Below are 25375 nucleotides of genomic sequence, written 5' to 3' on the forward strand. Positions count from 1 at the left end.
ATGCGCGTCCTTGAAGCGCATGAGCTCTACCGGTTCTTCCACATCGGGGATGACGAGACAGCTGCACTGCGCGGCGTCAGTTTCCAGCTCTCCGCCGGCGAGATTGTTGCACTGACCGGGCCGTCGGGGAGTGGCAAGTCCACGCTTCTATCCTGCCTAACTGGGCTGGACGAGCCTGATGGCGGCCATGTGGAAGTGTCCGGGATGCGTTTGACCCGGCGATCGGAGGCTGAACGCACACGCATCCGCGCCGCCAGTTTCGGCATCCTCCTGCAGTCTGGGAACCTGTACGGACATCTGACTGTCGAACAGAACCTTCGCTTCCAGATGCTCCTGGCCGGAAAACCGGACGAAAAGCGACTAGCCGCCCTCCTGGAAGGTGTCGGCCTTTCGCACCGTGCAACGGCATTCTCAACCCAGCTGTCCGGTGGCGAAACGGCGCGTGCGGGGCTCGCCGTAGCCTTGGCCGCCGACCCTCCCATTCTGGTTGCCGATGAACCAACCGCCGAAGTCGATCGCGAGACGGAATCCAAGCTCATGGGCCATTTCGAGGCGCGACGCGAGGCGGGATTGGCAACGCTGCTGGCAACGCACAGCGAAGCGCTGGCGCACAGAGCCGACCGGATCGTCAGACTAAAAGACGGGAGGATTGTCAGTGAGTGAGACACTCGTTGTTGGCAAAGGCCTCGGCCGAGACTTCCGCGATGGAAACGCCGGCCTGGTCAGGGTTCTGAGCGACGTCGACTGCGAAATCGTCAGTGGTGCGCGCATTGCCCTGGTTGGACCCTCCGGCAGCGGCAAGTCCACCCTGCTGCATATTCTTGGCGGACTGGACAAGCCGACAGCGGGCACTGTGGAATGGCCCGGCCTCGGTTCGTTCGAGGAACTGAGGCCGCGTCACATCGGATTCGTATTCCAGACCCCTAGCCTGTTTCCAGCGCTCACAGCGGTTCAGAATGTCGAATTGCCGCTGATATTGGGCGGCAAAGTCCCCACGGACAACGCCTCGGCGATGTCGCTACTTGACGCCTTTGGCCTTGCCGAGGTCGCCGACAAATTGCCAGAGGAGTTGTCAGGAGGACAGGCACAGCGAGTGGCAATGGCCCGCGCGCTTGTAATTGGGCCAAAACTCATTCTGGCAGACGAGCCGACAGGGCAGTTGGACAGCGTGACGGCGCAACTGTTCGTTGACGTCCTTCTCAAAGGATTGGAAGGCACAGACGTGGCCCTCGTCATCGCGACCCATGATGAGGCTGTGGCCGCCCGGATGGCGACGCGCTGGACAATGGACCATGGACGGCTTGTTAGTGGTCGTCGCAGAAACGAGGCGGCATGATGTATCTTCTCTGGGTCCGTGGGATACTCGCCCGCCGTTTCCTGCGCGTCGCCGGCTCAACCGCCGGCGTGGCCCTGGCAGTGATGCTCCTTGCCGTGGTGGGCCTTTTCCTCGTCAACGCCGGCAACTCCATGACGGCCCGCGCCATCTCGGCCGTTCCCATCGATTGGCAGGTGCAGGTGATCCCAGGAGCCGATCCCGACCTTGTCGGCAAGGCCTTAAGTGACGCCGCAGGCGTGAAGACTGTCCACCGCGTCCGCTATGCCGATGTCGCAGGTTTTGAGGCGCAGACTGGAGGGACAACGCAGACCACGGGACCGGGGCAAGTCGTGGCCTTCGACAGTGGCTATTTGAAGGACTTCCCAACGGAAGTGCGACCCCTTGCCGGGGATGCCACGGGCGTGCTAGTCGCCCAGCAAACGGCGGCCAACCTTCACGTTGGCCCTGGCGACATGATCTCGATTAGGCGGATCGGGCTGCCTTCGGCAAACGTCAAGGTCGCCGGCGTGATTGATCTGCCCGATGCGGATTCCCTGTTCCAGGCGGTGGGCTTGCCACCCCAGGCAGCCCCCCAGGCGCCACCGGACAACGTGCTGATCCTGCCGCCGCAAGACTGGCAGCACTTGTTTGAAGCTCAGCAGATAATGCGCCCTGACACCGCCAGGCTGCAGTTGCATGTGCGACTTGATCACCCCACGCTGCCGCCCGACCCGGTTTCAGCATACAATTTCGTTACCGGCGCGCAGAAGAACTTTGAAGCGAAGGTCGCGGGTCAAGCCCTGGTCGCCAACAATCTCGGTGCGCGCCTTGACGCCGTACGCCAGGACGCGCTCTACGCCTCCGTCCTGTTCCTGTTTCTTGGCCTGCCCGGTATCGCACTGGCCGTGGTCCTCACCTTTGCCGTGACATCGTCAGGCGCCGCACGCCGGCGCATCGAACAGGCCCTGCTCCGCGTTCGTGGCGCCACCACCGGCACAATCATGTCCTTGTCGGCCACCGAAGCTGCGATAGCAGCGCTTGGCGGCACCGCCATCGGTCTTGCTGGCACCGTGCTCTTCGGCATTCTGGTTCCCGGTATGCTCGAAACGTCGTCCGTCAGCGTTCCGATGCTGGTTTTTGTCGTGGGAGTGGGATTGTTGCTGGGCTTCACTGCCTTTCTGTGGCCGGCCTGGCGCGACGCGCGTTGGATCACGGTAAGTTCTGCCCGTCACGTTGTCGTCCGCACGAGAACGCCCCTTTGGCAGCGCCTGTGGTTAGACTTGATACTGCTGGCCGCCGCCGGACTGTTCTTCTGGCAGTCGGCGAGCACCGGATATCAGATCGTACTCGCCCCTGAAGGCGTCGCCGCGACAGCGGTCGACTACAAGGCGTTCATAGCGCCGGCGCTGTTCTGGCTCGGCATAGCCCTGCTCACCATCCGTCTTTCGGCTGCGATCATCTCGCGCAACGGCATCATGTTGCGCGGTATCGTGAGGCCGGTCTCAGGGCCTCTGGCTTCCGTCGTGTCGGCGGCCTTGTCGAGACAGCCACGGCGCTTGACCATCGGCATCGCGATGACCGCGCTGGCGATATCATTCGCCACGTCAACCGCCATCTTCAACACCACTTACAACGCACAGGCCCGCGTCGATGCCGAGCTGACCAATGGCTCCGACGTCACTGTGTTCGGGACTTCGGACAGGCCGGCAGGGAAACAACTGAGCCTCCTGGCGACGTCGCCAGAAGCTGCCGCGGTCGAACCCATGCAGCATCGCTTCGCCTACGTTGGAGCCGATCTGCAGGATCTCTACGGCATCGACCCTCTCCGCATCGAACGCGCGACAAACCTGTCCGACGCTTATTTCAGCGGCGGCAGTGCGGCCGCCATTTTGCACCGGCTCGCTTCAACACCCGACGGCGTGCTCGTGTCGGAGGAGACGGTCCAGGACTTCCAGCTCCAGCAAGGCGACACGATCAACTTGCGGCTCTTGAGCGCGGGAGACCACCAGTATCATCCAGTTCCATTCAAATTCATCGGTGTGGCGCGCGAATTTCCGACGGCGCCGAAGGATTCGTTCCTCGTCGCCAACGCGGCTTATGTCGCCCAGATGACAGGGTCGAATGCCTTCGAATACGTGTTGATGAGAGCAAAAGGCGATCCTGTCGCACTAGCACGACAGGTCTCATCGGCAGTCGCTCAAGATCCGTCGTTGAAAGTTTCCGATATCAGCCAGGCGAAGCACCTCATCGGTTCGAGTCTCACGGCAGTCGACCTCGGCGGATTGACGACGATCGAACTCGGGTTTTCTGTGGTCATGGCGGCAACTGCGGCCGGGCTGATGCTAGCGTTGGGATTCAGTGAAAGGCGTCGGAACTTCGCCATTCTCAGTGCCGTCGGTGCCAAGCCTCGGCAGTTGGCCGCATTCCTGTGGAGTGAGGCGCTCGTCGTTGTTGCCGGCGGCATCGTGTTCGGTCTGGCATCGGGTCTCATGACCGCTTGGATGCTGGTCAAACTGCTGACCGGGGTGTTCGATCCTCCGCCCGAGGCGCTTTCGATTCCATGGACCTACCTGGCGATCGTACTCAGTCTTGTGATCGCATCGGTAGTCATCGCGGTCCTGTCCGCGAGGCCCTCGCCGGGGCACGACGCAGAGCACTTGCGGGATATCTAAAAGCCCAGGCTTACCTAATTGTAAAGCCACGGCCATTCCCCCGAAAACTCTGAGGCCTAGGCTCATGCCATCCTCTCAAGGTGAGAGAGATGATCCGGAAGCCAACCTTCTCTGGATCGCCCTAGCTGCCGCGCCGGGCTCGAGGCCCCTTGCGGCACACACAACCCAACAAGGAATTGAAAATGAAGAAATCAATCATGGCTACTGCAATGGTGCTGGCCGTCGCCACTTCCACTGGCGCCTTCGCCAAGGCAACCACCGGCACGATCACCAGCGTCGACAAGAATGGCGACTCGATCACGTTGTCCGACGGGCAGACCTTCACCCTCCCGGAAGGCATCGAAGCCGAGACGCTCAAAGTCGGTGAGAAGGTAAGTATTACCTACACTGCCAAGGCCGGCAAACTGTCGGTTTCGAGCATTCACCAAGCCAAGTAGGCCTCGCCAAACGGACCGGGTCGGCTGTGCCGATCCGGTCCTTTAATCCGGCGGATGCCCATGTCGGGAATCAAGACCGCTTACAGGATCCCTGTTGCAATCCGGTCAAGCGGGTTGCCCTCCCGGTAGAGTATGGACACCAGCCCAGCGGCGCAGATGCCCATGAGCGCTCCGCCAAAGACGTCCGTCATATAGTGGGTTCCGACGTAAACCCGGGACCAGGCAACCAGCACCGCCATCAAGCCGAAGATGAGAGCTCGGCCGGCCAAGGCCTGTAGCGCGAAAGCGGCAACGATCGCGAAGGCTGCCGTCGCGTGATCCGAAGGAAACGACCAGTCGGCAGTTGTCGGGATTATGAGATGGTGATTCCAGCCTCATACGGGCGCATGCGGTGTGCAAAAAGCAGGATGATCTGGTTGGCGCCAAGCCCGGTCAAGAACGACAGTCCCGCTACGATCGTCGCATGGCGAATATCCACCCGGTCCGTCCTACTCCACCATTGAAGGGCTACGCAGGCGATGAGAAGCGGAACACCAAACGTCGTCACCCCGACCATCATCCTGTCCAGCACAGGGTTGGTTCCCGCTGCCGCGTTGATCATTGCGTAATCGCCACGTCCATGAAATTGCCTTATCGTTGTTTGTTACCAATCAGGAGACCCATGAACGAGCATCGCGTCCATCAGATCTTCGAGGTCAGCCTGCTGCTCAAGGGCGCACACGCGCTCGTGGAATGCGTAGGCGGCATCGTACTGGCGTTCGTCAGCACCAACGTCATCGTTTCCCTGGCCAATAGACTGACACAGGACGAGCTTGTTGAGGATCCCCATGATTTCATCGCCAGCCACCTGATGATGCTGGCGAGCAACTTCTCGGTCACCAGCCAGCATTTTTACGCATTCTATCTTCTCAATCACGGGATCGTAATAATTGCCCTCGTTGTCGCCTTGTTGAAAAACCAGTTATGGGCATATCCGGCCTCCTTGATCGTCCTGGGGTTGTTTATTGCCTATCAGATGTATCGGTTCAGCCATACGGGATCAGCGGGGTTGGTCATTCTCACTATTTTCGATTTATTCGTTATGGTGTTGATCTGGCACGAATACCGACTCGTTAGGTCTCACAAATTGGCTGCCATTGGCAAAAATGCCCCGCAAGGATAATCCGCTTGCGTGGTTGGCGCAGGGCTTGGTCGAAAAAGACCGGCGCATGTTTCCAGGCAATGCCGGCACGGCACGCCTCGTCAGCCGCCATTGTGGGTGCCAACGATCCCCGACTCGCCGAGCTTGGTTAAGGGCACGAAAGACAGGGTTCCGCCTTGATAGATGTCGGAACGCGCGACGGCGATGCTGCCGTCCGCGGCCTGTTTCTTGGTGACCTTGAGCACATGCTGGGCGCCGGGCGGTCCGACAGGAATGACCATCAGCCCATTGGGTCGCAGCTGCTGCAGAAGAGGTGGCGGGATGTGATCGATGCCGCAGGTGACGATGATCCTGTCGAACGGCGCCTCTTCCTTCAGGCCGTAATAGCCGTCACCGGTGTGGGTCGAGATGTGCTGGTATTCGGTGTAGCCATCAGCGATGAGCCCGTCATAGATGCCACGAGTTCGGGCGGCCAGCGGCTTGATGATCTCGATCGAATAGACCTTGTCGGTGAGATAGGAGAGATAGGCGGACTGGTATCCAGAGCCGGTGCCGATCTCCAGCACCTTGTCACCATGGAGCACGTCGATGGAATTAGTCATACGGGCAACGGTGTGCGGGCCGGTGATGGTGACGCCATAGCCGATATCGAGATAGTGCCATTCGTAGGCGCGCGCGATGTTCGCCTTGGTGACGAAGCGTTCGCGCGGCGTCAACAGGTAGGCGCGCTTGTTCCGATCGTCCCACACATCTTTGTGGGCAATCAGCTGTTCGAAACGGTCCCAGCGCTGGCCCAGGAAATTGGCCGTCTCGCCTCGATTCTTCTGCATCCACTGAATGTAGTCAGCCTTGCTCGTCAACGGAGGGCCATCCGTCAGCGGCACCTGGACCTTGGCCTCGGCCCGGGCCGAGAAAGCCGAGGAGGCCACTAGTCCGGCACCGTAGAGCATCAATTCGCGTCGGCTGAGCACCATGGCGTTTGACCCTTCCAGAGCGGGGGACCGTTGAGCAATGCCGCAGATCCATTGCCCACTTCCAGCATTGGATGTCCTGCCACGGGATTCCAACCCTTGCACCCGACGCCATGAGTCGGTTTGGCTAACCGTAGACGAGCATTGACTTCATCACGACAGCTCCAATGTATGAAACATACATAGGATGGTTTGAGGCGATATTGCCGGAACCATACAAAACCGTAAGGTTGGCGCCATTCCTTGCCGCCAACACGCACCGACCTTCACACTTTGCATTTGTCAGTCTGCCGTGGCCATTGCGCGCCGTTTAAGTACGATGACCAAGTAAAGTGCTCCGACCCACGTGCTTTTTGCTGCGGTGGTAAACCCGGCCGACAGGCAATGCGCGAAGCGGTTGCTATCGTCGCCTGTGATTTGTTCAGCACCGCCTTGCGCCTCGGCCTGCGAAACGTCGGCGTACGCGCTCATTCCGGCTAGCATCCGTGTCACTAGAAGGGGCCGATCCCTCAGCCCGGTCTTGCGCTTGATACAAGCTCTCGCTGCTTCGCGCGAAGGCGGTCGTCGTCCTGAATTTCCGCTGCTGGACTGGTGGAGATTGCACGTCGGCGCCGGACTTGCGCAACGATTTCGGGGGCGGGCTTGCGGCGCCAGAACCACCTGATATGGCTGAACCGGCTGAGGTAGATGTAGATGACGGGCGTGGTGTAGAGCGTCAGGAACTGCGACAGGAGCAGGCCGCCGACAATGGCGATGCCCAGCGGCCGGCGCAGCTCGGAGCCGGCGCCGCTGCCCAGCGCCAGCGGCAGGCCGCCGAGCAGTGCCGCCATGGTCGTCATCATGATCGGCCGGAAGCGCAGGATGCAGGCCTGGTAGATGGCATCCTCCGCCGTCATGTTTCGTCGCCGCTCGCCCTCCAGCGCGAAGTCGATCATCATGATGGCGTTCTTCTTGACGATGCCGACCAGCAGGATGACGCCGATCAGCGCGATCAGCGAAAAATCATAACCGAACGCCATCAGCGCCAGAAAGGCGCCGACGCCCGCGGACGGCAGCGTCGACAGGATGGTGAGCGGATGCACGAAGCTCTCATAGAGGATGCCAAGCACGATATAGACGGCGATGATCGCCGCCAGGATCAGGTAGGGCTGGTTGGCCAGCGAAGACTGGAACACCTTGGCCGAGCCTTGGTAGCGCGTCGTCAGCGTCGGCGGCAGGATCATCGACTGTTCGAGCTTCTGGATCGCTGATATCGCGTCGCCCAGCGAATGGCCGGCCGCCAGGTTGAACGACAGCGTCACCGCAGGGAACTGGTCCTGGTGGTTGATCGTMAGCGGCGACACCGACGTCTCGTAATGCGCCAGCGCCGACAGCGGCACCATCTGCCCGCTAGTGCCGGAGCGCACGAATAGCCGCGCCAGCGCCGAGGCGTCCTCCTGGAACCGCGGCTGCAGCTCCAGCACGACATGATGCTGGTCGAGCTGGGTGAAGATCGTCGCCACCTGGCGCTGGCCGAAGGCGTCGTACAGCGTGTCGTCGACGGCCTGCGGCGTGATGTCTAGCTGGCCGATCAGGTCGCGGTCGATCTTCAGCGTCATCCTCGGTGCGCTCGCCTGCAGATCGCCCGTCACGTCCTGCAATTCGGGCAAGGTCTGCAATTTGGCCAGCATGATCGGCGCCCATTTGAACAGCTCGTTCACGTCGGGATCCTGCAGCGTGTACTGGTACTGCGTCTTGCTGACCCGCGCGCCGATCTGCACGTCCTGGCGGGCCTGGCCGAACAGGGCGATGCCCTCGACCTTGGCCGCCGCCTTGCGCAGGCGATTGATCACCTGCGTCGCCGTCGAATGGCGCTCGCGCAGCGGCTTCAGGTCGATCATCAGCCGGCCGCTGTTGACGGTCGGGTTGGCGCCGACCCAGTAGTAAACCGTCTGCACGTCTGGGTCGGCGGTCACCACCTTGGCCAGCTCATGCTGGCGCTGCACCATGGCGTCGTAGGAGATGTCCTGCGCCGCTTCGGAACTACCGGAAATGGTGCCGTTGTCCTGCTGCGGGAAAAATCCCTTCGGGATGATCTGGTAGAGATAGACGGTAGCGCCAAGCGTCGCCGCCATGAACAGCAGCATCACCGGCTTGTGGCGCAGCACCCAGCGCAGGCCGGTCTCATAGACGTGCAGCATGCCGGCAAAGGCGGATTCCAGCGCCCGCGAGGCGATGTTCTCGCGGGCGGTGTGGTCGATCGGCTTCAAAAGCCTGCCGCACATCATCGGCGTCAGCGTCAGCGAAATCAGTCCCGACATCATGATGGCGATGCTGACGGCGACCGCGAATTCGCGGAACAGCCTGCCGATCAGCCCGCCCATCAAGAGCAGTGGAATGAAGACGGCGACCAGCGACAGCGTCATCGAGATGATGGTGAAGCCGATCTCGCGCGATCCGCTGAGCGCCGCCTGCAGCGGCGCGTCGCCATTTTCGATATGACGGATGATGTTCTCCACCATGACGATGGCATCGTCGATGATGAAGCCGACGGCAATGGTCAGCGCCATCAGCGACACATTGTCGATCGTATAGCCGAGCAGGTACATCACCGCGCAGGTGCACAAGAGCGACACCGGAATGGTGATGCTGGGGATGAGCGTGGCGCGCACATGCCGCAGGAACAGGAAGATGACCAGCACCACCAGGCTGACACTGATCGCCATGGTGAATTGAACCTCGCCAACCGAGGCCCTTATCGTCTGGGTGCGGTCGCCCAGGATCTGCAGTTTGACGGACGGCGGCAGCGTGCGCTGAAGCTCGGGCAGCGCGTCCTTGATCAACTGCACAGTCTGGTTGATGTTGAAGCCGGGCTGTTTGTGGACGTCCATGATGACGGCCCTCTTGCTGCCGAGCCACGCCGCCTGTCTGATGTCCTCGACGCCATCTATTGCCGCGCCGATGTCGCTGACCCGAACGGGCGCGCCGTTGCGATAGGCGATGATCACCGAATTGAACGAGGCCGCGTTGGACAGCTGGTCGGTGGCGGCGAGCGTCAGCGATTGCCGTGGGCCGTTCAGCGTGCCTTTGGGGGCGTTGACGCTGGCGCTCGATATCGCCGCGCGAATGTCCTCGAGGCTGAGGCCGAGCGCGGCCGCCGCCGACGGGTTTACCTGGATGCGGACCGCCGATTTCTGTTCGCCATGGAAGTCGACAAGCCCGACGCCGGTGATCCGCGACAGCTGCAGCGCCAGGTAGTTCTCGACATAGCCGTCGACCTTGTCGATCGGTAGGTCGGTGGAGGTGACGGCGATCGACATCAGCTGCGCGTCGGCCGGATTGGCCTTCTCGTAGGTCGGCGGACTGGGAAGGTCCTTCGGCAGATCGCCGCTGGCGGCGCTGATCGCGGCCTGCACGTCCTGCGCGGCGCCGTCGAGGCTGCGGTCGAGGTCGAACTCGACCTGGATCGAGGTGCGCCCGAGCGAGCTGCTCGAACTGATCGATGTCACGCCCGAAATCAGTGCCAGCTGCCTTTCCAGCGGTGCCGCGACCGTCGTCGCCATCGTCTCGGCGTTCGACCCCGGCAGGTTGGCCGATACCTGCAGCGTCGGGATGTCGACCTGCGGCACGCCGGCGATCGGTAGTAGGAAATACGCCACCAGTCCGACCAGGGTCACGCCGATGGCCAGCAGCGTGGTGGCGATCGGCCGGAGGATGAAGGGCGCGGATATGTTCATGGCGCGAGTGCCGCCTGGGCCGGACCGGTGACGTCGACCAGGTCTCCTTCCTGGATGCGGTACTGGCCGTCGGTGACGACGATGTCGCCGGGCTGAACGCCTTCGCCGACGACGGCAAGCTCGGCATTCGAATATGCAACCGTCACCGGCCGTTTGACGATGTGCCTGTCCTTGCCGACGACGAAAGCATACGTCCCGTCCGGACCGCGCACGATCGCCGTCACCGGAACCGTGACCACGCCACGCTGCAGTTCGACCTGGACGCGGACATTGACGAATTGCCCCGGCCACAACAGGTCGTCGGCATTGTCGAAGACGGCGCGTATTCGGATCGTCGCCGTGGCGCTGTTGATCTGGTTGTCGACAACGCCCAGCCGGCCAGTCGCCAGTTGCTGGCCGCCATTGTCCTGCACCACCACGGGGGCATCGCCAGCCTTCATCACGGCCTGGATGCGGGGAAGATCGGTGGACGGCAGGGAGAAATCGACGGCGATCGGGTGGATCTGGCTGATGCGCACGATGCCGCCCGTGTCGCTGGCGCGGACGATGTTTCCGGCATCGACCATATGGATGCCGGCGCGGCCATCCAGCGGCGAGCGTATCTGCGTGAAGCGCAGCTGGATCTGCTGGATATCGATGGCGGCCTGGTCGACCTTGACGGTCGCTTCCAGCTGCGCCACGGCGGCCTTTGCCGTGTCAAACGCCTGAGTCGAGCCGACCCCTTTGGTGGTCAGCGTTTGTGCCCGGGCAAGGTCGAGCCTGGCGTTTGCCAGCGCCACGTCGTCCCTCGTCTTGTTGGCCTGTGCCTGCGCAAGGGCGGCCTGCAGAGGGTCCGGGTCGATCTCAGCAAGCAGGTCGCCAGCATGCACGTTCTGGCCATCGGTGAAGTCGAGCTTGAGGAGCTGTCCGTCGATACGGCTTGTCACGGTCACGCTGTGGAGCGGCGCAACCGAGCCAAGGCCGACCAGAAATACCGGAACATCGCCGCGGCTCGCCACATCCGCGACCACCGGAATGGCGGCGTCCGCCGCCAATGCGCAAACGACGGCCGAGGCGCTTGCGGCACCCAGACTCAGCAAGCCAAAGGCAGCGGCCCGGAGGATTCGGGAGGCCTTGCACCAGTCGGCGATCATACGCGGTCTTTCGTCCGTCCGGCTCTAGGTCGTGGACTCGACAATGGATGTGATGCGAGTTCCTGACAAACCACGGTCCTGTGACCTGTATCTACCGGAGGCGACCTTTCCGCGCCATCACCGCCGCCTTACCAATCCGTAAGGTCCCTGCCACCGCTTCTTCATCAACCTGTCATGTGCCCGCACCTATCCTCGGTCCCTCGCGCCTATTTCTTGATCCATCGCTGGCCGCGACATGAGGGACCCTTCCATGAAAATGCTATCTCTGGCGCTGGCCGCCGGCACGCTCACGATGGCGTTGGCGGGCGCGCTGTCTGTTTCTAGCGCCAACGCCGCACCCTACAAGCACGTCCTGCTCATCAGTATCGACGGGCTCCATGCACTCGACCTGGCAAACTATGTCGCCGCGAACCCGAAAAGCGCGATCGCCACGCTCGCCGGTACCGGGATTTTCTATCCGAATGCGCTGACTAGCGCCCCGTCCGACTCGTTTCCTGGCCTCGTGGCACAGGTAACCGGCGGCACGCCCAAGTCGACGGGCGTGTTCTACGACGACAGCTACGACCGCACCTATTTCGCGCCGGCCTCGGATTGCAAGGGCGAGCCGGGTGCCGAGGTGGCCTTCGCCGAGAACATCGACGTCGATTCGACGCGCCTTGATGGTGGTGGCAAGCCAGGCGATTACCGCAGCCAGATCGACCCGGCAAAGCTGCCGATGACGCTGATCAACGGCAAATGCTCGGTGGTCTATCCGCATGATTTCGTGCGGGTCAACAACGTCTTCGAAATCGTGAAAGCGCATGGCGGCCGCACGGCCTGGTCCGACAAGCATCCGGCCTATGAATGGCTGAACGGACCTTCGGGCAAAGGCGTCGACGACCTCTACGCATTGGAACAGGACAGCTTGATTCCCGGCACCAAGGTCAAGACGACGGGCAGCTTCAAGGCCGAGCGCGACTTCGATGAAGCGCGGGTGCATGCGGTGATCAACGAAATCAAGGGCCTCGACAGCACCGGCGCGCATCACGTAGCGGTTCCCACGCTTTTCGGCATGAATTTCCAGGCGGTGAGCGTGGGGCAGAAGCTGCCCAAGTCCGGTCCCGGCGACGAGGCCGGACTGGTGGGCGGCTATCTGGATGCCAGCGGCGCGCCGAACAATGGTCTTGCCGGGCAGCTCGCCTATGTCGACGGCGCCCTCGGCAAGCTGATGGCCGCACTCAAAAACAATCATCTCGCCGACTCGACGCTGATCATACTTGCCTCGAAGCATGGCCAGTCGCCCATCGACCCCGCGACGTTCCAGCCGCTGGACGACGATCCGTACACAAAGACACCGGGTTACGCCTTCCACATCGCCGACGACGCCGCGCTGATCTGGCTCAAAGCGCAAGACAGGGTCAAGAACCTCGCGGCGGCGCAGGATTATCTCGAGAAATCCAGCAAGGCTGAAGGCATCGCCCAGATCCAGCCGCCGAATGCCCTTGCCCTCGCCTATCGGGATCCGGCCACCGACAGCCGTACGCCGGACTTCATAGCCACGGTCAATCCGGGTGTGGTCTACACGTCCGGTTCGAAGATTGCCGAGCACGGCGGCGCCAATGCGAACGATCGCAACGTGGCGCTTCTCATCAGCAGTCCTTCGCTCAAGCCGCGGTCGGTGCCGGCCCTGGTGCAGACGACGCAGGTCGCTCCCACGATCCTGCGGGCTCTTGGCTACAACGCTAATGAACTCCAGGCCGTGAAGCTCGAAGGCACCCAGGAGTTGCCCGCGACACCCTTCTGAGCCCAGGGGCATACCGTTTCACGAATGGTCGCCGGGCATGCCCGGCGGCCAACAGTTTGTGATCAGCCCATTTGTTTGCGATCAGATTTTTTGCAGAAAGGTGACCGCGTCACTGATGGCAGGCTGCGATCATGACGCGCCGGATAACTGGCCCCCATGTTAATACGAACGGCCCACCAGCCGACGGTAGGATGCTGGCCCAAAGCAGACACTCAACTCAGTTGACTGGTGTCATCGCCATCCAGGAGTGCCTGGCGTTCCCGCGAGAAAGACCAGACATTTGCCTCGTCTGCTTCCAGTACCCAGATGCTGCTGTAATCTTCATCGGGCCATGATTGCGGAGCGATCCCTGTGCCGCCGGCAATCGCGACGGCCAGAGCAGGAATAGACTCGTGTTGCCAGCTAACCAATACCGGTGATTGGGCTGTACGAATGGCATCCGCAGCTAACTGCTCTTGGCCTTTTGAATGAGTGACATCCGGTTCAAGACCAAGGCGCCTTGCCAGGGGAGTGATAGTTTGGCTAGGCCGCTTGCTTCGAGTGCCGGAATCATCTCTTTTGATCGTGCCCGACGCAACAATTGACGCTGGCCTGCCCAGAGGTAGAGGCGGCGCGTAAAAAAACCGGCAAAGGCCTCCTGCGCGTTGCCAGCCGCGCACCGTCAATGACGCAGGATCATTTTCGCCCAGTTCAGTAACCCCGAGGTCCAGACCACCTGGGATCGGCTTTTCGGCATGACGAATGATCATTATAAGCTTGTTTGGCATCGTATCGCCTGCCTGAGGTTAGCATTGGACTAAGTCGGTTATCTCTGTTGGCTCGCTCGAACCCCACTCCCGGAGAAGTCATCACACGGGATTGCTAACAGCTGAGCAACGGGGGTGCTTCTCAATTGGCAGAACATGTCGACCGGCCCTCGATCATGCCCTCTTGCGAATTTCCATCGACCTCTTGCACGTTTCAAATAGCGGCAATCACCCGCAATCAGAAATACATGGGCCCAATCAAGACGTTAGCTTCAGCGCCTGCAAGCATGAAGGCAATCATCAGAGGTTGCCCAATGAGGTGCCCGCAGAACATTATGAGGCATTTCTCTCGAAGGTGCCATGTTTCTTTAACCAGCGCGTTAAGTGGGAACTTCGTCCTCACAAGCTCGTTGTCGACTCGGAAATGAGGTCGTGTGCTTGCGTAAATCAAACCCAAATGGCGAGCGCAGATACTTGTTCTGGATGAGCGCCACTTCCTGTCATAACAAAAAGTGGTTTGTTGGTGCAGGCCTTCTGGTTGGAGGCCTTGCGATCATGTTCGGTGCACTTGCCGAAGAAGTCCTTGAGGGCGATACCACCACTTTCGATCTCGCCATCCTATCAGCCTTGCGCAGTGCAGCCACTCCAGCCGATCCAATCGGACCGCCGTGGCTTCACGAAGCAGCCAGAGATGTCACATCCATCGGCAGCGTGGTGTTTCTTGGATTTGTTCTTCTGTCGGCGGTAGGCTACCTCCTCCTGGTCCATAAGCGGGCACTCGCCATCTTGATGGCTTTTTCGGTGGCAGGCGGCGAACTGCTCAGTACGATCCTCAAGAAGAGCTTTGACCGGCCCAGGCCTGACATACCGCATGTCACACAGGTGTTCACGGCGAGCTTCCCGAGCGGGCACGCAATGCTTTCAGCGGTTACCTTTCTCACCGTCGGCGCCCTACTTGCTGGCGCAAACGAGGACCTGCGCCTTAAACGCTATTTCATGGGGCTCGCCGTCTTCCTGACAGTGGCCGTTGGCGCGAGCCGCGTCTATCTCGCGGTTCACTATCCCACGGATGTCCTTGCTGGATGGTGCGTGGGTTCTGGCTGGGCAATTCTGTGCTGGACGGTCGCTTCGTGGTTTCAGCAGACAAGCCTAGGCCGGGAATAGAGCCTTGAAAGTTTTGGCGCTCATCAATCAAGGCGCTGGCGCTGCCGCGCGCACCGGCGACATCGAAAAGCTCGTCCGAGATGGGTTTGCGAAACGCGGCATCAAGGCGGATTTGAAGTTAGTGACCGGGCGCCAGATTGGCGAGTTCGCCACGAGGTTCGTCGCTGAAAGCCCGAGATCGGGCGATCAAAGTGTGTTGGTGGTGGGTGGCGGCGATGGTTCACTTGGGAGCGCGGCGTCGGCGCTCGCCGGGACCAAGATAGCGCTGGGCGTCCTGCCGCTAGGCACCCTGAACCACTTCGCCAAGGATCTTGGCCTGCCGATCGAACTCGACGCGGCAATGGATGTTGTGGCGGCAAACAAGCCTGTAGCAGTCGATGTCGCCGAGGTGAACGGTCGCGTTTTTCTAAACAACTCATCGATTGGCATCTATCCCTTCTTTGTTACAGAACGCGCGGCCGAACAACAGCGCCGCGGGTTAAGCAAGCTTGCAGCTATCGGTCCTGCTGTCGCGAGAACGATTAGCTCCGCGTCCTGGCAGGCTGTCCATATTGCTGCTGAAGGCAACCGCAAAAGGCTGCGAACGCCCTGCGTATTTGTCGGTAACAATTTCTACGACATCGCCGATCTTGGCCGCCGCAAAAGCCTGTCGTCACAAGAGCTGTGTGTCTATGTCGTCAAACAGACGTCGTGGTTTGGGTTGGCTTTGCTCCCCTTCAAAATCGCGTTGGGTCTGATCGATTCAACTCGAGACGTAGAGACGTATCGGACAAAAACTCTCCAAATCACGTCGCATCGAACCGCGATGCGGGTTTCTCTGGACGGTGAAGCCGTAAGTATGGACATGCCCCTGAATTTTCGGATTCGCCCCGCGGCATTGCAGGTTCTCTCACCTGCCAAGATGGATTCGATTAGTGCCAAGCCCTGACGACGGAGCAATCTGATGAGGACACTCGTCCATCTTTCGGATCTGCATTTTGGAAGAACAGACAGCCTAGTCGTGGAAGCCATCGCTGCCGAAGTTCGCGCCGTCGTTCCCGATTTGCTCGTCGTTTCCGGGGATTTGACCCAACGTGCTCGCAAAGATGAGTTCCTGCAAGCGCGAGCATTCCTCGACTCCCTTCCCGGCCCCCGCATTGTGGTGCCTGGCAACCATGATGTGCCGCTTTGGAATGTCATCAGTCGCATACGAACGCCCCTATCTCGGTACAACCGCTACATTGAGGCGAGGACGGATCCGTTCTTTGTCGATGCAGAACTAGCTGTCGCAGGGATCAACAGTGCTCGATCCCTGACAATCAAGGACGGCAGGATCAATGTGCGCCAACTTGCGGCGGTCAGGGACAAGTTCGCAGATCTGCCCGATGAAGTTACCAGGATAGTGGTCACGCATCATCCGTTTGAAGGGCTGGATTTCGAGAGCGACGAAGGCGTCGTCGGCCGGGCCAGCCTCGCAATGGATGCCTTCTCGCGGAGTGGCGTCGATATGATATTGTCTGGCCATCAGCATCTTCATCGAGCCAGTTCCAGCGCCACGCGCTACCTTATCGATGGCTACGCTGCGTTGCTCATTCAAGCGGGAACAGCGGTTTCTTCGCGGCTTCGTCAGGCCACGAATTCGTTCAATATTATTCGAATCGATCGTCCAGAAATCTTCGTGGAATGTCGCGCTTGGCAGCGTCCCCAAGGCGCATTCGAAACGTCCGCAAGTTATTCCTTTCGACGCGGCCCTGCTGGATGGGTGACCGACTAAGTCGCCGATCAGTTTTCAAAAATAGTGACCTGAGACCCTTGTTCTCTCCGTTTCAATGGAGAATCCGGCGCTTCATTCCTGGAAGCAAAGCGCTGCCGATGATCACTTCGCTTCGATCACTGCATCGGAGGTCGGCATTCGATCGGGACGGAAATGGATTGAGCCTTTGCAGCCAAATCCTCGGGAGCCAGTTCTTGGTGGGCGATATCCGACGAGAATTGGACTCCGCTTGCCTGGAGGAAGCTCTCAACAATAGAAGCCTTAACGGCGAAATTTACGTTTTGGGCGATGTCATCCGTGATCGAAGCAAGCTTTAGCGCATCGATCTTCGATACCACTATCCCAACAACGTTGCCGTTTCGGTCAACAAGAGGCCCTCCGCTGTTGCCGGGCTGAACCGGAGCCGAGATTTGGAAATATCGGGAGTCATCGCCCAACCCCGCCATGGCCGTAATCGTGCCCCTGGTAAAGTTGCCGGAGCTCGCCAAAATGCCTCTGAGGGGGAAGCCGTACACGGCTATGTCTTCACCCAGTCTGACGCCTCCCCTCAATTGTGCGACAGCCGTGCCGGCGCTATTCACCTTCACTACAGCCAGATCATTGATTGGGTCCCTCGCCATGACTTTTCCAGGAGATCGTATCCCAGCGATGGAAGTATCAACATCGTCGCATCCTTTGACTACGTGGGCGTTGGTCAGCAGCTGGTCGCCTGAAATAAAAAAACCAGTCCCCGACATTCCGGTCGCCGCCGTTCCGCCCTGTGGCCGACGAGGCGTGCTTGGGGCGCTAGATGGAGCTGGCACCGGGGTGCTCTCAACATACGCACGCATATATGCAGCTTCCTGGAGATGTTGCGATAAACCTTCAGGAAACGGAAGGACTCGCTGTTTGTCCGACGGACACTTGGCTATAGGCTCATCGATCTCGCACTTGCTGACTCCGAAGTCCGTGTCACGCTGGTATGCTTGGAGCATTTTGTTCCATGCATCGACCCCTTCGTCTATCCTAACCTTGTCGGCTACCCAGGCAGCCAGAAAGCCGTTCTTGCTCCAGAGCGACGGATCCAGCTTCGCCATAAACTCAAGGCCCCGGGTGTCTTGAACCAATCGCGGCCGCGACCCGGTTTCCAGCGAAACATCTCGAAGGCTACCGCCAACCAGCCTCTTGATGAGTATTGGCTGAAACGACTCTACATACGGCGCGAAGAGGTACAGGAACCCATTGTCGCCGTGAACGATTTCAGCGACCCCATCGCCGTCGACATCTTCAAAACCAGGACCTCCGGCGTCGAGCGTCTCCAAGTCGACGACCGCCCAGTGGCCAGCCAAACCCGGCGTGACGGCCATCGTTTGTACGCAGCAGTGGGCTCCCCCGGTGTTTGCGTCGAACACCACATCGGGGAACTCATTGTCCTTGTTCAAATGGACGAGTTGGAGCGTAGAGGGATAGTCCGCGGCGGTCTCGAACGCGTAGCTTAGGTCAAAGGCCTGCCTGCCGTCGATCTGGCCATTCAGATACGCTGTCCATCCATCGTGATCCATCCTCCGCTGGGCTACCACCGTCAAACGGCCGGAGGTCACCACGGCCGGACGCTCACTCGTCAACGTGGTTTGGGCAAGTACCGCATCTCTCGGAGCCCAAACTATTTCGGTGATGAATTTTCCATCCGCAAGGAACGCGTCAACGGGGAGTTGCAGCCACGCCTGCTTCTTTCTGATCTCCTGGATCGTGCCCTTCTGCGGTTCAAGAACGACGGCGAACCATCCATTCCTTGTTCGCACCGCCCGCGCGTCACGACCGAAGTATCGCGCTATGCCGATTGCGTTGTTAATGTCTTGGGTACTCGCTACCGCCACCCAATGCTCGCCCTTGGGCGCCTTGAAATCCTGAGCGATGGCAATCGAAATCGTCGCCATCAAGAGCGCGATCAAAACCGGAAGACAACATAGGCGGGTGTTCATTCTACGCAACCCCTCAACACCTGCTCTTCAACCGTCGGATATTAGATCTTCGATCCTACAAAACTCAACTTGGAATGAAGGAGCTTTCCTGCTCAAGGTTTATATGAACCCAGTGCTGGCTCAAGCTCGGTGACAAGCGTCTGGAAAAGCCTCAAATTTCGGTCGCCTAATTCTAATTCGTCGACACCCACTTCAACCTCGAGCACGAACGCGTCGATGCGTTGGTGCCGGAGATCGCACTACTGATATTCCGGCTGGCCCGGGTCGACCGACCTTGCACACTTGCTGGCAGTTGATCCGATTTCTATCCAGACATATCCCCCGCTTCTACTCCCTCACTCAGCGGCTTTTGTTTCCGATGCACATACCTACTCATGGCCACGCAACTGCATGACCAAGGGTTTGCGAGCGTGCTTGAGCCTGCTCCCATGTTCCCGACGTCGGACATTCGGGGAGGTTGATGGACAACACGAAGTTTTTGACAGCGGAGGAAGTCTCGGAACGCTATCGCGGCACCATCTCTCTTGGGACGCTGCGAAATTGGCGAGCCAAGAAGATTGGGCCGGCGTACGTTAAGCTTGGAAAAGCCGTGTTGTACCCAATTAAGGAACTGGAGACGTGGGATCAAAAGAATACAGTGGCGTGCCGTGCGTCAAAGCGATTCAGCATGAACGGCGGTGAGTGAGCGTGGTTAGTGACGGAGGAGCATCCAATACCGCCCCCCGAAGCCGCTCCTCACGTTCTCGGATATAGGGATTTTTGCAATATATTTCAACAAGATAGCTTACGGCGAGAGGAAGTTGCACAACCACCCGTCAGGCGATCCGACCCCGTCGCGCGCCGATATCGAAATGACGAAAGAAATCATCGAAGCGGGCAAGCGGCTGGGTATCGCCGTGCACGACCACATCATCATCGGGCGCAAGGGATATGCCAGCATGAAGGGCCTGCTGCTGATCTAGGGGGGACGCCCAATAAGGCAGCCATCTCGTCTTCGCCGACAGGGAAGCAAGAGCGTTTCTCGCATGGCGCATACCGACCAGTTTTTGCTCATCGACTCCCGCATTCCAGCGCGTTTCTGACCAATCGCTCGGCGACATTGGCCGACAGCTAGGACTATGGTCCGGCCGGCATGGGACTTCAGTAGCACGCCGTCCTCACAGCGACTATTGTCATTAGATATCAAATAGTTATACAGGCTTCCTTCACAAGGCTCGCGCATTGCGACCGCATTTGTCTAAAGTTTACTGCGTACGATTAGCGGTTTCTCATACTACGCTGATCTAGCGCGGTTGGGCGGAGGCGGCGATTCCCGAGGAGACACCATGACAAATCGAAAAACTCTGTTCGCGGCGCTTGCCGCATTGGCGCTTCTGGCGTCGCCGGCGCTCGCCGGCAACGGGCATGGTGGCGGCAATGGCGGCGGCAACGGTGGTGGCCACGGCAATGGCGGCGGCAACGGTGGTGGCCACGGCAATGCTGGCGGCAACGGCAAGGGCAACAGCGGCGCCTCGCACGGCAAGTCCGCGTCGGCCAAAGGGCATGTCGGCAAGGTGGACGCCGACGCAACGACCGACACCACGGTCGACACGACCACCCAGGTCTCTTCCGTGCCGAAGGAGAAAAACATCCATGCCAAGCTGGGCCGGCTGAACTCCCTGCAGCGCAACATCAACGCCTATATGAATTCCAAGAGCAAGAAGTTCGCTGGCATCCAGGCCTTCGTGACACAGTCCGCGAAAGCCAAGGTTGCCCAGGCCGCCGCTGAGACTGCAGCGGCCACGGCCGACGCCGCTCAGGCCGAACTGGATAAGCTGGATGCCAAGCTGACTGCGCTGCAGGCGGATCCGAACGCGACAACTGCGCAGATCCAGGATGTGCAAGATCAGATCACCGCCCAGAAGGCCGTTGTCGACGCCGCCAACAAGGCGGCCGACGCGGCCGAGGCGGAGGCTGCCACGGCGACCGTCGGCACCGACCAGGCATCGCTCGATGCAGCGCTGACGGACATGGCCAACAAGCCCGTCGATGACGAGGTCACGACCTGGGCCCAGGGCGTCCTTGCCGACAAGATCGACCAGATGGCCACCAAGATCGAAGCGCAGACGACGCCTTAGGCGTCGACCAGAACGGCAGTAGCCAAGGCCGTCGGGCTCCGCCCGGCGGCCTTTCTGTTTCTTGACCATCAAGGAGATGCGCGATCTCGTCGACCGCACGAAGGCGATAGCGATTGCAGCCGGGAAATGGTGCCGCTAGAGCAAGCACAGAGCGGCAACATTACGGGAGGAAGGGGTCATGCCAAACAGTCAGGGGCCATGGCCTTTCGACAAGGACCGCGCAGCGTTGCTGGTCATCGATATGCAAAGGGACTTCGTCGATGAGGGCGCCGTCATGGAAGTGGCGGCGGCTCGCCACCGCCTTCCAGTCATGCGGCAAGTCATCGAGCTTTGCCGCGCCTCGGGCATACCGATCATCTACACCAGGCATGTGCTGAGCGACGATTTCGAGATTTCGCCGCTGGAGACCGCCTATCAACCCAGGCTGAAGTCGACCGGCATGCGAGAAGGCAGTCCTGGCGTGGAGATCGTGTCCGAGCTTGCACCCAAGCCCGGCGACGTCATCGTCGACAAGCATCGCTACGACGCATTCCACGACACACGGCTCGACACGGTGCTGCGCAACATCCGTGGTCCCGGCAAGGTGGACACCGTCATCATCACCGGCACGGTCACGAGCATCTGCTGCGAATCGACCGCGCGCAGCGCCTTCATGCGCGACTACAAGGTCGCGTTCGTCAGCGATGCCAATGGCGGCCTGGACGACGCCTCGCACAATGCGACGCTCGACATCATCGGCAAGGTCTTCGGCCGCGTCATGACATCAGGCGAACTCGCGAAAGAGGTCATGGCAGGCGTCTGAGCCGCCGCCCGTCAACCGCCGAAGCGAGGTTCTGGAACGCCCGTCACGCCCAGGCCCGATATGGCGAACAGGCTGCCGCGCAGGACACCGTCGCCGGGAAAGCGCGGCAGCGGCGGCTTGGCCATGGAGGTGACATAGAGCGTGTCGAGCTTCGGCCCGCCGAACATCACGCTGGTGATCTTTTTCACCGGCATGTCGATGATGCGATCGACGGTTCCGTCAGGCGCGTAGCGCACCAGGCGGCCGTCATAGACCAGCGCATTCCACAGATACCCCTGCGCATCGACGGTCGAGCCATCGGCCGCACCGCCCTTGCTCGTGTCGACGCGCACGAAGGTGCGGCGGTTGCTGGCGGCGCCTGTGGCGATGTCGTAGTCATAGGCCCAGATCTCGCCGGTCCAGGTGTCGGCGAAATAGAAGGTGCGGTCGTCGGGGCTCCAGCACGGGCCGTTGGAGCAGATGATGCCGGAATCGATCCGGGTGACGGAGAAATCCGGATCGAGACGGTAGAGCCCACCTGAAGGCCCCTCCTCCATCGTGTCCATGGAGCCGGCGAAGAAGCGGCCGCGCCGGTCGACCTTGCCGTCATTGAGACGGTTCATCGGCCTGTCCGGTTCCGGGTCATGGATCAGCGTCACCTCGCCGGTGGCGAAATCGAGCAGGTGGAAGCCGCGCTGCAGCGAAACGACCGCGCCGCTGCCATCCTTGCGCAGCGCCATCGAGCCGATCTTCATCGGCACGTCCCATGAGCGGATTTCGCGCCCGTCGGCGGTCGCCCGAAACACGCGCCCGTCGAAACTGTCGATCCAGTAAAGGCGCTCCTGCTGAACGTCCCACAGCGGGCCCTCGCCCAGCGTCGTCTTCACGTCCACCACGACTTCGATCTTCATGCCATCCTCCTGTGTATTTGGTGACCGCGCGGCGCTTGTTCCGACCGCGTCAGAAGGCGACCTTGTCGCCGCCCTTCAGCGACAGGATTTCGCGCGCCTCGTCTGGCGTCGCCACTTCCATGCCAAGGCCCTCGATGATCTTGCGTGCCAGCACGACCTGTTCGGCGTTCGACTTGGCGAGCTTGCCCTTGCCGGCCCACAGGCTGTCCTCCAGCCCGACGCGGATGTTGCCGCCGAGCGCTGCCGATTGCGCGGCGATGCGCAACTGGCTTGCGCCGGCGCCCAGCACCGACCAGCGGAACTGGTCGCCGAACAGCCGGTCGGCGGTGCGCTTCATATGGGCGACGTCTTCGGGATGGGTGCCGATGCCGCCGAGCAGGCCGAACACCGACTGCACGAAGAATGGCGGCTTCACCAATCCGCGATCGGCGAAATGGGCCAGATTGTAGAGATGCGCAATGTCGTAGCACTCGAACTCGAAGCGCGTGCCGTTGTCGTAGCAGGTTGCAAGGATGTACTCGATGTCCTTGAACGAGTTGCGGAAAACGAGGTCGCGCGTTGCCTCCAGATGCGGCTTTTCCCAGTCGAACTTGAAGGTCTCGTATTTGTCGGCGAGGTGATAGAGCCCGAAATTGATCGAGCCCATATTGAGCGAAGCCACTTCCGGCTTGAACCGGGCGGCCGGGCGCACGCGCTCCTCGACCTTCATGTAGGGGCTACCGCCCGTGGTGATGTTGATGGCGGCATTGGTGCCTTGCTTGACGCGCGGCAGGAAGCGGGCAAAGGCCTCCGGCGTCTGGTCGGGCTTGCCGGTTTCCGGGTCCCTTGCATGCAGATGCAGGATCGCGGCACCGGCCTCCGCCGCCGCGATCGCTTCCGAGGCGATCTGATCCGGCGTGATCGGCAGATAGGGCGACATGGTCGGGGTGTGGATCGCCCCCGTCACCGCGCAGGTGATGATGACCTTGCCCTTGGCCGCCGTTGCGCCTGATTTGCGGCTGGTTTCTTTCATTGTCCGAACTCCTGATCCGATTTCTTCTTGTGCGCCGCCAGCGCCATCAGCCGGCGATCCCGCCACACTTGCCGCTCAGCCAGGCCTTCCCTCGGTAAGCGCTTGCTGCGTTCGGCCTCGACGGTTTTCATGACCTCGCCCGCCCAGTCGACCCGGCGCAGCATCTGCGGGAAGATGTTGGAATAGATGCCCTGGTAGCGATCGACGTAGTCGCGCACTCCGCCGGGCGCGTTGAGGTCGATGGTCTCGAACGGACCCATGAAGGACCAGCGCAGCGCCAGGCCGTCGCGGATACCGATATCGACGTCCTCGACGCTGGCATAGCCATCCGCGACAAGCCGGAAAGCTTCCTCCAGAAGCGCGCCTTGCAGGCGGTTCATGATGAAGCCGTCGAGCTCGCGCTTCATCACCAGCGGCGCGTGGCCGGCATCGATGAGGAAGGCGCGGGTCTTTTCCAGCGTCTCGGCGGAAGTCCACGGCGCCGGCACAACCTCTGCCGCCGGAATGAGATAGGGCGGGTTGATCGGATGCACGACCAGGCAGCGATGCCGCCCTTGCAGATGATCGGTGAATTTCGACGGCAGCAGCGCCGAGGTGGAACTGGCGATGACCGTTTGCGGGCCGGCAAGTCCATCGATCAGCGAGAACACCTCCCGCTTCACATCGAGGTTTTCGGGCGTGTTCTCCTGGACATGCGCAGCATCGGCCAACGCGTCCGCCAGCTCGTCGACGATGGCGATGCGGCCGAGCACGGTGTCGACCGACTGCCCGCGCAGCAGCTCGTTCGCGGCAAGGTCGCCGAGCACCCCTTCTATGTAGGCGCGCGCGCCACCCGTGGCGGCCGGCGACTGATCCCACATGCGCACGTCATGGCCGGCCCGGGCAAAGCTGATCGCCCAGGCCCGCCCGATGAACCCGCTTCCGACAATCGCGACATTGGCCATGGATTGGTCCTCAAAGTGTTTCGACGTTGCCGTCGACGCCGAGCGACTGGCCCGAAATGTTGATGCCCGCGTCGGAGAGCAGGAACGCCACCATCGAGGCGACATCATACGGGCTGGTCATGCGGCGCAGCGAGATGTTCTGCAGGTAGCGCCCGGTCATCTCCTCATGGCTGATGCCGACCTGCTTGGCGCGTGCCGCGATGACGCCTTCGATGCGTGGCCCCTCGATGATGCCGGGCAGGATGGCATTGACCCTGATGCCGTGCGGCCCAAGCTCCTTTGCGAGACTCTGGGTGAAACCGATGACGCCGAACTTGGCCGCCGAATAGGGTGTGCGGAATGCGTAGCCGTGGCGGCCGGCCGCCGACGACATCGACACGATCGAGCCGCCGCCTGCCGCCTTGATCAGCGGCACGGCGCGCCGGGCACAGAGGAACTGGCCGGTCAGGCAGATGTCGATGCAGCGCCGCCAGTCGTCCGGTTCGATCTCGTCGACACCGCCGGTCGGTCCGGCAATTCCGGCATTGTTGATCAGCGCATCGAGCCCGCCGAGTTTTTCCTGAACCGTCTCGAACAGCCGGTCGACATCCTCGTCGCGCGAGACATCGGCCTTGACCGCCGCGACCAGGTCGATCTTGCCGGGGGCGGTGGCCAGCGCCTCGTCGGAAATGTCGCAGACGACGATGCGGGCGCCGAGCCGCGACAGCGTGTCGGCAATGGCGAAGCCGATGCCACCGGCGCCCGCCGTCACCAGCACGCGCTGTCCTTTCAGCCCGGCCAGAAATTCGTCCGCCGATGCGGGTGCCTTTGCGCTCATC

General features: G+C 60.9%; 24 protein-coding genes and 1 pseudogene. 13 read left to right on the plus strand and 12 right to left on the minus strand.

Annotation, left to right across the window (positions count from 1 at the left end; genetic code table 11):
• The 4 genes from AC1DPX_RS18760 to AC1DPX_RS18775 all read left to right on the plus strand — a co-directional run bounded on the left by AC1DPX_RS18760 (nucleotide 1) and on the right by AC1DPX_RS18775 (nucleotide 4424).
• Nucleotides 1-663, plus strand: a complete 663-nt coding sequence (locus AC1DPX_RS18760; protein WP_477238693.1) for an ABC transporter ATP-binding protein — start codon at nucleotides 1-3, stop codon at nucleotides 661-663.
• Complete coding sequence (locus tag AC1DPX_RS18765) at nucleotides 656-1336, plus strand: ABC transporter ATP-binding protein (RefSeq protein ID WP_477238695.1); 681 nt, start codon at nucleotides 656-658, stop codon at nucleotides 1334-1336. Before AC1DPX_RS18760 ends, AC1DPX_RS18765 begins: the two co-directional genes overlap by 8 nt.
• Nucleotides 1333-3987: an FtsX-like permease family protein gene (locus AC1DPX_RS18770; protein WP_477238697.1), complete on the plus strand. Its 2655-nt coding sequence runs from the start codon at nucleotides 1333-1335 to the stop codon at nucleotides 3985-3987. Before AC1DPX_RS18765 ends, AC1DPX_RS18770 begins: the two co-directional genes overlap by 4 nt.
• 182 nt (nucleotides 3988-4169) lie before the next feature.
• The gene (locus tag AC1DPX_RS18775) at nucleotides 4170-4424 is read left to right on the plus strand and encodes a DUF1344 domain-containing protein (RefSeq protein WP_127385859.1); all 255 of its coding nucleotides are present in this window, start codon (nucleotides 4170-4172) and stop codon (nucleotides 4422-4424) included.
• An 80-nt stretch (nucleotides 4425-4504) separates the two neighbouring features.
• On the opposite strand, the gene AC1DPX_RS18780 is transcribed toward AC1DPX_RS18775, so the two are convergent.
• Nucleotides 4505-4780 carry a phosphatase PAP2 family protein gene (locus tag AC1DPX_RS18780; protein WP_477238849.1) on the minus strand — a complete coding sequence of 92 codons (276 nt, stop codon included), beginning with the start codon at nucleotides 4778-4780 and terminating at the stop codon, nucleotides 4505-4507.
• On the minus strand, nucleotides 4777-5025 hold the full coding sequence (locus AC1DPX_RS18785) for a hypothetical protein (RefSeq protein WP_477238699.1): 249 nt from the start codon (nucleotides 5023-5025) through the stop codon (nucleotides 4777-4779). Before AC1DPX_RS18785 ends, AC1DPX_RS18780 begins: the two co-directional genes overlap by 4 nt.
• A gap of 60 nt (nucleotides 5026-5085) precedes the next feature.
• Between AC1DPX_RS18785 and AC1DPX_RS18790 the strand changes: the two genes are divergently transcribed.
• On the plus strand, nucleotides 5086-5586 hold the full coding sequence (locus AC1DPX_RS18790) for a DUF2127 domain-containing protein (protein WP_477238701.1): 501 nt from the start codon (nucleotides 5086-5088) through the stop codon (nucleotides 5584-5586).
• An 80-nt stretch (nucleotides 5587-5666) separates the two neighbouring features.
• Here the strand turns inward: AC1DPX_RS18790 and AC1DPX_RS18795 are convergent, their stop codons facing one another.
• The 4 genes from AC1DPX_RS18795 to AC1DPX_RS18810 all read right to left on the minus strand — a co-directional run bounded on the left by AC1DPX_RS18795 (nucleotide 5667) and on the right by AC1DPX_RS18810 (nucleotide 11286).
• A complete protein-coding gene (locus AC1DPX_RS18795) occupies nucleotides 5667-6539 on the minus strand; it encodes a protein-L-isoaspartate O-methyltransferase family protein (RefSeq protein ID WP_477238703.1) in 873 nt (290 codons plus the stop codon).
• 279 nt (nucleotides 6540-6818) lie between these two features.
• Nucleotides 6819-7007: a hypothetical protein gene (locus tag AC1DPX_RS18800; RefSeq protein ID WP_477238705.1), complete on the minus strand. Its 189-nt coding sequence runs from the start codon at nucleotides 7005-7007 to the stop codon at nucleotides 6819-6821.
• Nucleotides 7008-7045: 38 nt separating this feature from the next.
• Nucleotides 7046-10252, minus strand: coding sequence for an efflux RND transporter permease subunit (locus AC1DPX_RS18805; protein WP_477238707.1), 3207 nt, complete (start codon nucleotides 10250-10252; stop codon nucleotides 7046-7048).
• Nucleotides 10249-11286: an efflux RND transporter periplasmic adaptor subunit gene (locus AC1DPX_RS18810; RefSeq protein ID WP_477238709.1), complete on the minus strand. Its 1038-nt coding sequence runs from the start codon at nucleotides 11284-11286 to the stop codon at nucleotides 10249-10251. The genes AC1DPX_RS18805 and AC1DPX_RS18810 overlap by 4 nt, the downstream gene beginning before the upstream one ends.
• Before the next feature lie 349 nt (nucleotides 11287-11635).
• Here AC1DPX_RS18810 and AC1DPX_RS18815 point away from each other — a divergent pair, with 349 nt between their 5' ends.
• Nucleotides 11636-13168 carry an alkaline phosphatase family protein gene (locus AC1DPX_RS18815; protein WP_477238711.1) on the plus strand — a complete coding sequence of 511 codons (1533 nt, stop codon included), beginning with the start codon at nucleotides 11636-11638 and terminating at the stop codon, nucleotides 13166-13168.
• A 212-nt stretch (nucleotides 13169-13380) separates the two neighbouring features.
• On the opposite strand, the gene AC1DPX_RS18820 is transcribed toward AC1DPX_RS18815, so the two are convergent.
• Complete coding sequence (locus AC1DPX_RS18820; protein ID WP_477238713.1) at nucleotides 13381-13935, minus strand: hypothetical protein; 555 nt, start codon at nucleotides 13933-13935, stop codon at nucleotides 13381-13383.
• 411 nt (nucleotides 13936-14346) lie between these two features.
• Here AC1DPX_RS18820 and AC1DPX_RS18825 point away from each other — a divergent pair, with 411 nt between their 5' ends.
• Genes AC1DPX_RS18825 through AC1DPX_RS18835 form a run of 3 tightly spaced genes read left to right on the plus strand, consistent with a single transcriptional unit; the run spans nucleotide 14347 to nucleotide 16831 of the window.
• Complete coding sequence (locus tag AC1DPX_RS18825) at nucleotides 14347-15078, plus strand: phosphatase PAP2 family protein (protein ID WP_477238715.1); 732 nt, start codon at nucleotides 14347-14349, stop codon at nucleotides 15076-15078.
• Nucleotides 15079-15082: 4 nt separating this feature from the next.
• Complete coding sequence (locus AC1DPX_RS18830; RefSeq protein ID WP_477238717.1) at nucleotides 15083-16006, plus strand: diacylglycerol/lipid kinase family protein; 924 nt, start codon at nucleotides 15083-15085, stop codon at nucleotides 16004-16006.
• Nucleotides 16007-16021: 15 nt separating this feature from the next.
• Complete coding sequence (locus AC1DPX_RS18835; RefSeq protein WP_477238719.1) at nucleotides 16022-16831, plus strand: metallophosphoesterase family protein; 810 nt, start codon at nucleotides 16022-16024, stop codon at nucleotides 16829-16831.
• A 116-nt stretch (nucleotides 16832-16947) separates the two neighbouring features.
• Here AC1DPX_RS18835 and AC1DPX_RS18840 read toward each other — a convergent pair whose 3' ends face one another.
• Complete coding sequence (locus AC1DPX_RS18840) at nucleotides 16948-18792, minus strand: S1C family serine protease (protein ID WP_477238721.1); 1845 nt, start codon at nucleotides 18790-18792, stop codon at nucleotides 16948-16950.
• Nucleotides 18793-19252: 460 nt separating this feature from the next.
• Between AC1DPX_RS18840 and AC1DPX_RS18845 the strand changes: the two genes are divergently transcribed.
• The 4 genes and pseudogenes from AC1DPX_RS18845 (at nucleotide 19253) to AC1DPX_RS18860 (ending at nucleotide 21711) form a co-directional block, all read left to right on the plus strand.
• Entirely contained in the window at nucleotides 19253-19477 is a 225-nt protein-coding gene (locus tag AC1DPX_RS18845) for a helix-turn-helix domain-containing protein (protein ID WP_477238723.1), read from the plus strand.
• Between the two features lie 115 nt (nucleotides 19478-19592).
• Nucleotides 19593-19754, plus strand: a pseudogene (locus AC1DPX_RS18850) (JAB domain-containing protein); the annotation flags it as partial.
• 363 nt (nucleotides 19755-20117) lie between these two features.
• On the plus strand, nucleotides 20118-20909 hold the full coding sequence (locus tag AC1DPX_RS18855; protein ID WP_202354128.1) for a hypothetical protein: 792 nt from the start codon (nucleotides 20118-20120) through the stop codon (nucleotides 20907-20909).
• Between the two features lie 178 nt (nucleotides 20910-21087).
• A complete protein-coding gene (locus tag AC1DPX_RS18860; RefSeq protein ID WP_202354127.1) occupies nucleotides 21088-21711 on the plus strand; it encodes an isochorismatase family protein in 624 nt (207 codons plus the stop codon).
• An 11-nt stretch (nucleotides 21712-21722) separates the two neighbouring features.
• On the opposite strand, the gene AC1DPX_RS18865 is transcribed toward AC1DPX_RS18860, so the two are convergent.
• The 4 genes from AC1DPX_RS18865 to AC1DPX_RS18880 are packed head-to-tail and all read right to left on the minus strand — an operon-like array spanning nucleotide 21723 to nucleotide 25374.
• The gene (locus AC1DPX_RS18865) at nucleotides 21723-22601 is read right to left on the minus strand and encodes an SMP-30/gluconolactonase/LRE family protein (RefSeq protein WP_477238725.1); all 879 of its coding nucleotides are present in this window, start codon (nucleotides 22599-22601) and stop codon (nucleotides 21723-21725) included.
• A gap of 49 nt (nucleotides 22602-22650) precedes the next feature.
• Entirely contained in the window at nucleotides 22651-23613 is a 963-nt protein-coding gene (kce, locus tag AC1DPX_RS18870) for a 3,5-dioxohexanoate:acetyl-CoA acetone transferase (protein ID WP_202354125.1), read from the minus strand.
• Nucleotides 23610-24557 carry a 3-hydroxyacyl-CoA dehydrogenase gene (locus AC1DPX_RS18875; protein ID WP_202354124.1) on the minus strand — a complete coding sequence of 316 codons (948 nt, stop codon included), beginning with the start codon at nucleotides 24555-24557 and terminating at the stop codon, nucleotides 23610-23612. Before AC1DPX_RS18875 ends, kce begins: the two co-directional genes overlap by 4 nt.
• A 10-nt stretch (nucleotides 24558-24567) precedes the next feature.
• On the minus strand, nucleotides 24568-25374 hold the full coding sequence (locus tag AC1DPX_RS18880; RefSeq protein ID WP_477238727.1) for an SDR family oxidoreductase: 807 nt from the start codon (nucleotides 25372-25374) through the stop codon (nucleotides 24568-24570).
• Nucleotide 25375: the final 1 nt, after the last annotated feature.

It is taken from the genome of Mesorhizobium sp. 01N446, from assembly GCF_056399285.1.